Source organism: Cellvibrio sp. (genome assembly GCF_053579595.1).
This window is the reverse complement of record NZ_JBRFPI010000114.1, coordinates 1-11,681: the sequence shown is the minus strand read 5'-3', so window position 1 is coordinate 11,681 and position 11,681 is coordinate 1. Positions and strand designations below refer to the sequence as shown.

The following is an 11,681-nucleotide window of genomic DNA, read 5'->3' as shown; positions in this document are numbered from 1 at the left end:
TCGTTATTTTTCTAGCGTTAATTGTTGGAGTTAGTGATATGTCACTGCAAAAATTTGTATCCAAAAAAATACTGGGGTTAGGGGTAATGCTCGCTGCAGGCCTCTTCGCGGTTAATGCCAGCGCAGACGCCGCGCCCGATTTCACCCTGCCCAGCAGCACCGGTGAAAATGTGCGTTTGGCTGAGCAGCGTGGGCAGGTGGTGATGTTGAATTTCTGGGCGTCCTGGTGCGGCCCTTGCCGCAAGGAAATGCCTTTACTGGATGAAATGTCCAAGCGCTATGGTGCGGCCGGTTTCGTGCTCTACGGTGTGAATGTGGAAGAAGACAATACCGATGCAAAAAAATTAATTAAGGAATTAGGCGTGAGCTTTCCGATTCTGTATGACACAGAAAGCAAAGCCAGCAGTTTGTATAATGTCGATGCTATGCCGACTACTGTGGTGATTGATAAAAAAGGTGAGATCCGCTTCGTCAACCGCGGTTACAAAGCGGGTGATGAAAACAAATACCGCGACCAAATCCGCGAGCTGATCAAAGAATGATACTTCGCCGCCTGCTTTTTATTGTGCTGCTGTTTAGCATCGCCGCCTGTAGTCCCATCAAGCCTTGGGTAAAACCTTATGAACGGCAAAAAATCGCCGATGAAATCATGAGCTTTGAACGCAACCCCATAGCGGACTCTTATTTGCATCACGTTTATGATGCACGCGAAGCGGCGCGTGGTGGCGATGGTGCATCAGGAGGTGGTTGTGGTTGTAATTAATCGCTTACTGCTATTAGTGTTAGCGCTGACGGGCAGTTTTTCGCAGGCCGCGGTCTTGCCTGATGAGCGCATTGATGTGCTTTATCACGGTTATGATGGTGGGGGTGCAGAAATTAATGGCCCTTCAATTTTAGTGCGCAAAAATCTTGGTGCGTCGGTATCGGTTGCCGCGAATTATTATGTGGATATGGTGAGCAGCGCATCGATTGATGTTCAAGCGACCGCCAGTCCTTACAGTGAAGAGCGCAAAGAGAATGGCATCAGCGGTCAATACCTGATTGATCGCTCCACGATTAGTTTGGGGTACACACGCAGTAAAGAAAATGATTACGATGCGTCAACATACACCCTTGGTATTGATCAGAGTTTTTTTGGCGATCTAACCACGCTCGGTTTTGGTGTGAGTTTTGGTGAAGATATCGTTGGCCAAAATACTGATCCAACCTACGAGCGCAATTTGGAGCGGCGTAAATACAGTTTCAATGCATCGCAAATTGTGACAAAAAATTTATTGGCCTCGCTCAGTTTTGACAGTGTTAGCGATCAATGTTTGGATCTCACTCAGGATGAAAGTTGCCTGAATAACCCTTATCGCTCGGTGCGCTATTTGAGTGGCACTGGGGGGTATCTCTATCAATCAGAACTCTATCCACACACGCGCAATAGCGATGCACTGGGATTGCGTGCAATTTATTATTTGCCGTATCGCGCATCGGTGCGTGCGGAGGTGCGCCAATTTTCCGATAGCTGGGGTATTGATGCGGATAATTTCGAATTGCGCTACTTGCACCCTTACCGCGAGCAGTGGCTATTTGAAATTAAGTATCGCATCTATAAACAAACGGGTGCCGATTTTTACTCGGATTTATTTCCCTATCGCGATGCGCAAAATTTTTTGGCACGCGATAAAGAGTTAAGCCCATTTTCATCGACTACGATTGGCTTGGGTGTCACCTATAAAGTTCCGGCAGGAGTAATCCCCTGGTTTGAAAAAAGTACCGTGAATCTTAATTGGGATAAATTCGATATCGACTACGATGACTTCCGCGATGCGCGCGTATCGCCTGCTGACTATGCGGCAGGTGAAGAGCCGCTCTACAGTTTGCAGGCAGATGTGATTCGTTTTTATTTGTCGTTTTGGTTTTAATGATAAGCCAGTGTGATTAAATCGCACTGGTGTTTCCCCTTCCCCCCTTCGATCTGCTTAAATTCCTTCAGTTTTATTTACCGGTGCGCCTTATTACCTGGCGACGTATTTTTCTTGTGGACTTGTTCAGTAATTGTGCACTCTATGTTGCTGTGATATAAATGACAATGTTGTCATAAGGGAGTGGGTGACTTTTTGCCCCTATCAAACCCAACAAGACCGAAAACTTATCCACTTATAAAAATTAAGTCGGTCGGTTGGATTTCAAAAAATAAAACGGATTCGTCTTCTCTAGAGAATAAGCGACGAGTGTAGTGGTAGGTGACATTACGTTTAAGTACGTAAATGAATACCCCTTGGTCGTTGGCAGTCGCAAAGTAAATTTTTCAATAAAACATAAAGCCCTGGAAGTCTGTAAATCACTTCCATCGGTATTTCTTTGCCCAAAAATGTAGAGAGGATCATCCAGTGAAACAATCAGTGTTCGCAGCTGCAAGCCTATGCCTTGCCGCGTTATCAATAGAAAGCCATGCCATTAGTTGTACCGGAATCCCCCAGTGGAATAGTGCGGCAGCTTATGGCGGTGGTTCCCAAGTGCAAGAGTTAGGTAAAGCGTATAAAGCAAATTGGTGGTCTCAGGGCCATAGTCCGGTAAATTATTCCGGCCAATGGCAAGAGTGGACGCTGGTAGGGAACTGTGATGGCGCGTCATCATCCTCATCGAGTTCGGTTGCACCATCATCCCGCTCTTCCGTAGCCCCTTCTTCGCGTTCATCAATTGCGCCCTCAAGTAGCTCTGTTCCCAGCTCTCCATCGTCCAGTTCAATTGCGCCGTCAAGTTCCTCTGTTGGCGGCAGCTGCGCTTCACCACAATATGCGCCGGGTACTGCTTATACATTGGGGCAGTTGGTAAAAAATGCGGGCAGTGAATATCGCTGTACCGTTGCCGGTTGGTGCAGTTCAACGGCGGAATGGGCCTATGCACCCGGTACCGGTGCGCATTGGCAAATGGCATGGGAGGTCGTGCGCGCTTGCGGTGTTGTATCGTCTGCGAGTTCTATTTCAAGTTCCGTGAGTACTTCCCGTTCGTCGGTGAGTTCATCTTCATCGAGTGCGGGTACTGGCCGCTACCGCATTATTTCCGGCTACTGGCATAACTTTAATAATGGTTCGGGAGTGATTCCGCTAGATCAGGTTTCCAATGCCTATGATGCAATCAATATCTCTTTTGCAGAGCCAACAGGCAGGGCAGCAGGTGAAATTGGTTTTGTATTGGATCCGGCATTTGATATGGCTGCATTTAAAGCGGCAATAAAATCCAAGCAAGCTGCGGGCAAAAAAATCATTATCAGTATTGGCGGTGCTAATGGCCAGGTGCAATTGCCAACTGCTGCGGCACGAGCCAATTTTGTTAATTCGATGAAAGCGATTATCGATGAATATGGATTCGATGGTTTGGATGTGGATTTTGAAGGTCATTCATTATTTTTAAATTCGGGTGATAGCGATTTCCGCAATCCTACCACGCCAGTGATCGTGAATTTGATTGGCGCTTTGCAGGATTTAACCAATCATTATGGCGATAAATTTGTGCTCACCATGGCTCCGGAAACCTTCTTCGTACAATTGGGTTACAGCTTCTACGGTGGCACTTGTATCAGTTGTGATACGCGCGCCGGTGCTTACTTGTCGGTGATTTATGCATTGCGCGTCAAGCTCGATTGGTTGCAAGTACAAAACTACAATTCCGGTTCGATCATGGGCACGGACAATAAATATCACTCTATGGGCGGTGCTGATTTCCATATCGCCATGATTGATATGTTGCTGACCGGCTTTAAAGTAGCGGGCACCAATTTAACCTTCCCGGCGCTGCGCCAGGATCAAGTGTTAATTGGCTTGCCTGCGAATGTGAATGCTGGCGGAGGTTTTACCAGTGTGGTAGAAGTGCAATCGGCGATGAATTGTTTGATCAAGGCGCAAGGCTGCTCGTCTTATCAGCCCGGCGCAGCATGGACCAATTTACGCGGCCTGATGACCTGGTCAATCAACTGGGATAAATACAATAACTACGAGTTCTCTACCCAGCATCGCCAGTATCTGGATCAGTTGCCATAATATAAAACGGAGTTAAAAAAATGGGGCGCAAATTGCGCCCCATTTTTTTGCATTACACATTCATTTCTTTCGCATTTCCCTAGCGTTTTACCGGCACATAATCATCCATTTCGCGATGCGACATGTCGGTCCAATTATTGGGGGGTAGCTCTGGAATCGGTGCTGGTGTCGCCAGTGCGGGATGCTTAACAGCCAGCAATTCATTTAAGTGCGTTAGAACCGGATCTTCGCTGGTTTCATCGGGGCTTAAAAAGATTTTATGTTTGCGCGTGCCTCTACCCCAATCGAGGCTGCTGGAGTAGCGCACCAGCGGTGCAGCCAATACCAGACCGGTTAGTACTGGCAACAACCACCAGAAGAAAATCGGCGCATAGGTGTAGGTCATAAAGCCCCATGCGAGTGCTGCTGTAGTCATTTTGGATGTGCGAGCAAAGCATTCGCCCCAAGGCAGTAAGCGGCCTTCGCGGTCTTGCGAATCCCAATTCACTTTAAAGCCGAGCAATACCGAAATTACAAAGTAGGCGTGATAGACCATCATGATTGGCGCGATTAACACGGCAAAAATCGTCTCGATAATTGTGCCTTTAATAATCGCGCGCGCACCACCGAATTGTTTGCGTCTGTGAGTGAGTGCCACGATTACGCCGAGCAACTTTGGCCCCATCAACAAGGTAGTGGTGAGTAGGATCAGCGCCACAATCAATTCGGTTTTGGCGATCGGCCAATTGGGGTAGAGCTGGTAGACCTCGGTGAAATACACGTTGGAATTAATCGCACGCACTACGGCGTCCGCAGTGCTTAGCACCAGCATAAGCAACCAGATCAATGAAGTGATATAGGCAATAGCACCCAACAAAAAATGCATGCGGTTAATGGGGTGCAAATCCTTGGTATCGACAATGCCCAAGTGTTGAATGTTGCCCTGCACCCAGCGGCGGTCACGTTTGGCGTAATCGATAATATTGCAGGGCACTTCTTCGTAGCTGCCTTCCAGATCGGCAAGTAAAAATACGTCCCATCCCGCGCGGCGCAGCATCGCGGCTTCCACAAAATCGTGGCTGAGAATATCGCCTCCAAAGGGTGCTTTGCCGCGCAGCGTCGGTAAACCGCAGTGATCAATAAAGGCGCGCATGCGGATGATCGCGTTGTGACCCCAATAGTTGGCGGCATCCGTCTGCCAAAAGGCAAGGCCGGTGGCGAGCATCGGGCTATAAAGCACCGCGGCGAATTGCACAAAGCGGCCGAAAAAGGTGGTCTGACGCACCGGAATCGGAATAGTCTGGATCAGTCCGGTACGCGGGTTGGCTTGCATGGCGCGCACCATTTTCAGCAGGCAATCGCCCGCCATAATGCTATCGGCGTCCAGCACAATCATATTTTCGTAGTTGGCACCCCAGCGCTGGCAGAACTCAGCGAGGTTACCCACTTTGCGCGCGATATTTTTTTCGCGGCGACGATAAAACGCCTGTTTGCCCAGGTCACCCAAGCGCTCCTGCAACAGTTGCCAGGCATCGCGCTCGGCTTGGGCGATAGTCAGGTTGGTAGTGTCGCTCAGCAGGAAGAAGTCGAAGTGGGCGATCTCGCCGGTCTTTTCCAACGAGCGCAAGGTCGCCTCAAAACCGGCAATTACGCGGTGGGTATCTTCGTTATAAACCGGCATCACCACCGCCGTGCGGCAGCTGATGGGCGATGTGTCCTTTAGCATGCCTTTGGTGGATTTCAGCGTGAGCGGATCAATGCGCAGCATCTGCAACATAAATCCGAACAGGCCACTCCAGAAGGCGAGCGCGAGCCAGGTAAAACTGATGCCGAACAGCACCAGAATTACGGCTTCCAGAGTGGTCAGGTCATTGGCGCGCAGTATATCGAACATGATGTAGACACCGCTGATGGCGGTGAGCACACTCAGGATCACATACACATAACGGCGCAGCGACTTGCCTGGGATGATTATGGCATCCGCAGGCAAAGCAGTTAGGTCGGCAGGGGGGCGGAACTCGTGGGTCATATCAGATCGCATCCGGATACCAGACGTAGCTCCAGACTTCACTCAGGCGCTGGTCGCGTAATTTCAGGTAGAGGCGCATATCGGCAACCTTGTCGCCCTCCGGCTCCAGCTTGAAGGAGGCACGCCAAGTGCGGCCATCTGGCAATTGGCGCACTACCAGTTCACTGATGGTGCCCGAGTTTTTTTGCATCTCGGCGACTAAAGGTGCGTCGGCAGAGAGGTTATCCAATTCGCCGCCACGGAAATCTATCACAAACTTGCGCTTGCTCAGTGGAGGCGGATTGGCTTGGCCGGGGTTTGCGCCCCAACCGATACGGGTGCGGATGACCTTGGCACCGGTATTTTCGGGCAAGTGATCATCGAACGTGCGCAGGCGATATTTAAAGGTCGCATTGCTGCCCGCCTTCATCGACTTGGCCGGAACCCAGTAGGCTACAACGTTATCGTTAGTTTCGCTGTCGCTCGGGATTTCCACCAATTCTGCACGGCCTTTGCCCCAATTACCTTCGGGGATAATCCACATGCTCGGGCGCTTCTCGTAGCGAGATTCCATATCCATGTAGTGATCAAAATCGCGGTCACGTTGCAAAAGGCCAAAACCACGCGGATTTTCATCCATCATTGAGGAAACGCGCAGTTGGCGATGATTGCTGATCGGGCGCCAGATCCACTCGCCATTTGATGCGGCCATCAACAGGCCGTCGGAATCGTGTACTTCAGGCCGGAAGTCATCAACAAAACGGGTATGGTTTTCACCCCACATATACATACTGGTGAGCGGCGCTACGCCGACTTTAAGAATATCTTTGCGCGCAAAAATTCGCGCTTCCACTGCCATCTCGGTTGGCGCACCGGGAATGATTTCAAAACGGTAAGCGCCGGTGATCGATGGGCTGTCGAGCAGGGCATACATCACCATACGGGTATCAGTCGGGCCGGGTTTGACCAGCCAGAATTCACGGAATACGGGGAACTCTTCGCCTTTGGGTTCGGCCGTATCAATTGCCAAGCCACGTGCCGACAGGCCATAAGCCAAGCCAGGGCCAACCATGCGAAAGTAAGATGCTCCCTGGAACACCACGAATTCATCTTTGTATTCATTACTGTTTAGTGGGTAGTGGATGCGAAAACCGGCAAAACCGATATTGCCCGGTGCGACGCCAGCCAGCGGAGCGGCAGGGCCATCGTAGTTAAAATATTCCTGCTTGAATTGCACGAAAGCGTCGGGGCCATCGGTGGCCATATGCAGGGTCACTGGTTCACGGTAGAGAAAGCCGGGATGGAACAATTGCAGCTCGAACAGGGATTCGTTGTGCCACAGCGATGACTCGGGGCGAAAGCGAATCGAGCGGTATTGATCGTAATTCATATTGGCAAGTGCTTCGGGAATATTAGCCTGAATCGGTTTGTACTCGCGGCGCGCAAGTAATTTGGCGCGTGAAGCAATCGCATCAAAGAGCTCGGGTTGGGCAATTTCGGTGGCGGCGGCGGGAGCTAAGGCCGGTTGTGATTGAGCATGGGCGAATCCGGCCAGTCCGGCACTTAATACACAGCTCATCGCCAGGGCGGTTAAACCAGTGCAGGTAAATAATCGGCTACCAGCCTTTGTGTTGTTGAACAACATGCTCATCCACTCTTTCTCCGCGTCGGATTATTGAGATTAATTGAAACCATGGGTTTGGTTGTGCCGGAGTATATTTCGGCTGCATTGGTGCAAGAATCGGCGCGCATTGTAAACCATCTGCCGCTGAAAATAGCGGGTCATTCGTTCGTGCTCAAGGCTTTTTTTTACAGTTCTTTGCAGAGCCTGCTGGCGCTTCAAAGTACCCGGTTATTACCAATCAGTCTTTGCGAATGTGTCGGTATCAGCTTAACTCAAGTGTAGTTACTCAAGGAGATTTATTATGAGCCGCCCCATCCCATCTGCTGCCGCTATCCCGTCTAAAGTGGAACGTCAAAACCATCCTAATTTATTACCTGTTGTCCGGCGTGTCATTGAGCAATTGAACCAGCTTTTTATCGATCACTTTGGCCTATTGGGTAAGGGCCTTGTAGACGATATATTCAAACACTGGCTGCACGCAGGTAAGACCGGCCCATCGGGATTGCGTCATTACGTCTATGCACTGGGCGTACAGTTGGAAGACCCGGGTGTGCGTAAGGATTTCACTGAGCGCGCCGAGCGTTTGTTACTGCATCTCCAATCTGGCTACGTAAGCTGAGCAACGCTTCTTGCTCCTGGCGCTTCCTCGTGCCATGCCATAGGGAAAGTGTTTTTTTGCTGCTACACTCAAAGGCATCCCTCACTGGTCTTGCTGCGGTTGGTTGAGATGCCCAACATAAGAAATTACATGCGTGAAAACCCTATAGCCGCGCGGTTGTTGGGGTTGATTATTATCAGCAGTTCGATTGTCACGCTTGTTGCGATTTTGTTGCAGCTCCACAGCAATTTTAACGACGATATAGCCGCTCTCGAAAAACGTCTGGATCAGGTACGCATTAGTACCCTGGCGAGTATCACTAAAAGCTTGTGGGGGTTTGATCAGGAACAATTGAATATCCAGATCAACAGCGTGCTTGCGGTGGATGATGTAGTGCAGGTCAAAGTGGTTTGGCACGATTGGAACAATACCGAGCAAACACTGGTCGCCAGCAATCACGCCTATGACCCGCAGGAACTGGAAAATAAACGCAGTCAGTTTTTAGTGCGCAGCTATCCGTTAGTCTATGAAGATGCGAGTACACCAGAGCAGCAGTTGGGCACGCTCACCGTGACCGCCAGCCTCAGCAGTATTTACGATAAATTGTGGGAGCGCGCATTTTTTATTGCGCTGGTACAAGGCACTAAAACTCTGGTTATCGCATTATTTATTGTCTGGCTGGTGCACACTTTGCTGACGCGCCATATGAAAACCGTCGCCAACTATGCGCGCAACCTCAATTTGGAAACTCTCACCAAACCACTCAAGCTTAAACGCTTGAAGGTCAATTCGGCTTCCGATGAATTGGACAATGTCGTCAACGCGATCAACCACATGCGCGAGACATTGCTTGATGATATCGAGCAGCGTCACGCGATTGAAATGGCACTGCTCACTGAAAAAGAAGAAAAGCTGGAAACCCGTCGCCAAAAAAATGCAGCGGAAGACGCAAGTCGCGCGAAGAGCCAATTCCTAGCCACTATGAGCCATGAAATCCGCACGCCCATGAACGGTGTAATCGGTATGTTGGAAATGCTGCGCGATACGCCGCTTGATGATAATCAAAAGCATTACATCGATGTTATCCACCGCTCGGGTGAAACTCTGCTTACTATTATTAATGATATTCTCGATTACTCCAAAATCGAGGCGGGCAAAATGCGGCTTGAAGAAACCACTTTTGAGCTGGATGAGTTGATCGAAAGTTGCGTGCAATTATTTGGTGCGACTGCCAATAAGCGTCATATCGAATTATTTGGAGGGCTTGATCCTGATGTGCCCAAATGGGTTAAGGGTGATCCAACACGGTTGCGCCAAATCATTATTAATTTGCTCGGTAACGCCTTTAAATTTACCACTGAAGGTTTTGTCTCCCTGCAAGTAAAACGTGTTGCGGATTTACCTGAAGATAAGGTTGAGTTGCGTTTTATTGTGCAGGACAGTGGTATCGGTATTGAAATGAGCAGCACGGATGATTTATTTGATTCGTTTAATCAGGCCGATGCTTCCACCACACGCAAATATGGCGGTACCGGTTTGGGGCTGGCAATTTGCAAAAGCCTCGCTGAGTTGATGGGCGGCGAAATCGGAGTTGACAGCCTAAAAGGGCGCGGCTCAACCTTTTGGTTTACAGCGCGCTTGAGTCGTGAAGATGTGTGCGATTGGAATAACTCGCCATTGGAGTCCAAAAGCAATTTATTGTCAGGCAAAAAATTATTGTTGGTTGAGTCCAGTCGTACCCTGAGTGAATTTGTTGCGTATCACTGCAGTCTTTGGGGGGTGAGTATGGAGTCGGTTGTCTCGGCAAAAACGGCGCTAACACAACTAAAGCATGCCATGCATTCAGGTGAACCTTACGATTTTGTCTGCTTCAATTACGCGCTACCGGATGTCACGGGTTTTGAATTGGCACAATGGATTCGAGAATTACCAGAGTTTCGCGAGTTGCCGCTGTGCATGTTCAGCGCTGGCGATATCTATCACGATCAGGGGCAAATGCGCAGTCTTGCGATCCATGCGATTTTGCGCAAGCCGGTTTCGATGAAATTGTTGCGTCAGGAATTAATTGCGCTGCTGGGACATGAACCGGTTCCATTGGTTGCCGCCGAGCGGCAAACCCGCGACCCCGACAAGTTTGCCCACTTGCGCGTGCTGGTTGCTGAAGATAACCCGGTTAATCGCATGGTTATCAAGGGTTTGCTAGGCAAGCTTAATATAGTGCCGATCTTTGCTGAAAACGGGGTTGAGGCGTGTGATGCGGTGCAAGGTGCCAGTGAACGCTTTAATCTGATACTGATGGATTGTGAAATGCCGGAAATGGACGGGTTTGAGGCAACGCGTGCGATTCGCGATTACGAGCGGCGCGAAGGCCTATCGGCAACCCCGATCATCGCGCTCACTGCCCATGCACTGCAGGAACACCGCGAAGCCGTCTTCGCCAGCGGCATGAATTACTATCTGTCCAAACCCGTTACCTTCAATAATCTTTACTCCGCATTCGAAGCGACGGGTTTGGTTAATGCGGTAAATCGCCAGATTTGAACTTCGCTACCGGTGCGCGTATAGCGTTCCCCTATAGTAATGATTGGTTTTTTCTCCTTGCCTGCATTGGGGGCAGTCCTTATGATGGCCACATCAAATTGGGTTTCCTGAATTAACGAATTGGGGTTTCCCTCCACCATTAAATGACCGTCAGGTTTGGAGTTTATTATGAGTAGTGATGCTATTGTGCACGTTAGCGATGCCAGCTTTGAGCAGGAAGTAATAGGTGCAGATTTGCCGGTGTTGGTTGATTTTTGGGCGCCCTGGTGTGGCCCATGTAAAATGATTGCACCTATTCTGGATGATTTGGCTGAACAATTTGAAGGCAAATTAAAGGTCACCAAGCTCAATGTGGATGATCACAAAGAAACCGCAGCCAAATTCAATGTGCGCGGCATTCCCACCCTGATCATCTTTAAAAACGGCGCAGCCCATGCCACCAAGGTGGGTGCAGTGAGTAAGCCGCAGTTGGTTGATTTCATCAACTCTGCAATCTAATTGTTGTGGGCTGTCGCAAGATGGCCCAATTTGTTTTTGCACTGCGCGATGTTTGCCGTTATACTCAGCCAATCTGATGTTTGTTCCTCCCTGAATCACCTTCCCGATTCCCTTGAACCAGACGAACAAACCCTAATTTCCCTGCTGTTGTTTTTGCCCCGGCATCTGATATAACCAGATAAGCCAATTAATCAGCCAATTTGCACGAACAACACTACAGGGTGATTGAGCGCATGGCGTTGAGCCGGCACGTTAGTTAGCGGCTTAATAACAGCAAAAAAACGCAATTCCATTATTTAATTTGACGGATTAATTCAACAGGTTAATTCAAAAGATTAATGTCAGCGTGTTAATGTCAACGCGTTGCTTTCACAAGAGTGCCATTCGGCGAATAATCTGCAACAA

9 protein-coding genes are annotated in these 11,681 nt (G+C 49.4%); 7 read left to right on the top strand and 2 right to left on the bottom strand.

What is annotated here, in order from left to right; genetic code table 11:
• Positions 1 to 38: 38 nt before the first annotated feature.
• From ACWA6V_RS09160 to ACWA6V_RS09145, 4 genes are all read left to right on the top strand, one after another.
• Complete coding sequence (locus ACWA6V_RS09160) at positions 39 to 542, top strand: TlpA family protein disulfide reductase (RefSeq protein WP_449522197.1); 504 nt, start codon at positions 39 to 41, stop codon at positions 540 to 542.
• Complete coding sequence (locus tag ACWA6V_RS09155; protein WP_310067642.1) at positions 539 to 763, top strand: DUF4266 domain-containing protein; 225 nt, start codon at positions 539 to 541, stop codon at positions 761 to 763. Before ACWA6V_RS09160 ends, ACWA6V_RS09155 begins: the two co-directional genes overlap by 4 nt.
• Complete coding sequence (locus tag ACWA6V_RS09150; RefSeq protein ID WP_449522196.1) at positions 750 to 1,910, top strand: DUF3570 domain-containing protein; 1,161 nt, start codon at positions 750 to 752, stop codon at positions 1,908 to 1,910. Before ACWA6V_RS09155 ends, ACWA6V_RS09150 begins: the two co-directional genes overlap by 14 nt.
• A gap of 468 nt (positions 1,911 to 2,378) precedes the next feature.
• Entirely contained in the window at positions 2,379 to 4,028 is a 1,650-nt protein-coding gene (locus tag ACWA6V_RS09145; protein WP_449522195.1) for a chitinase, read from the top strand.
• A 79-nt stretch (positions 4,029 to 4,107) separates the two neighbouring features.
• On the opposite strand, the gene mdoH is transcribed toward ACWA6V_RS09145, so the two are convergent.
• The gene (mdoH, locus tag ACWA6V_RS09140) at positions 4,108 to 6,036 is read right to left on the bottom strand and encodes a glucans biosynthesis glucosyltransferase MdoH (RefSeq protein WP_449522194.1); all 1,929 of its coding nucleotides are present in this window, start codon (positions 6,034 to 6,036) and stop codon (positions 4,108 to 4,110) included.
• A gap of 1 nt (position 6,037) precedes the next feature.
• Complete coding sequence (locus ACWA6V_RS09135; protein ID WP_449522193.1) at positions 6,038 to 7,666, bottom strand: glucan biosynthesis protein; 1,629 nt, start codon at positions 7,664 to 7,666, stop codon at positions 6,038 to 6,040.
• A gap of 274 nt (positions 7,667 to 7,940) precedes the next feature.
• Between ACWA6V_RS09135 and ACWA6V_RS09130 the strand changes: the two genes are divergently transcribed.
• The 3 genes from ACWA6V_RS09130 (at position 7,941) to trxA (ending at position 11,276) form a co-directional block, all read left to right on the top strand.
• Positions 7,941 to 8,258 (top strand): hypothetical protein, encoded by a 318-nt coding sequence (locus tag ACWA6V_RS09130; RefSeq protein WP_449522192.1) that lies wholly within the window; start codon positions 7,941 to 7,943, stop codon positions 8,256 to 8,258.
• Positions 8,259 to 8,366: 108 nt separating this feature from the next.
• A complete protein-coding gene (locus tag ACWA6V_RS09125; RefSeq protein WP_449522191.1) occupies positions 8,367 to 10,778 on the top strand; it encodes a response regulator in 2,412 nt (803 codons plus the stop codon).
• 168 nt (positions 10,779 to 10,946) lie between these two features.
• Entirely contained in the window at positions 10,947 to 11,276 is a 330-nt protein-coding gene (trxA, locus tag ACWA6V_RS09120; RefSeq protein ID WP_133679746.1) for a thioredoxin TrxA, read from the top strand.
• Positions 11,277 to 11,681 lie beyond the last annotated feature (405 nt).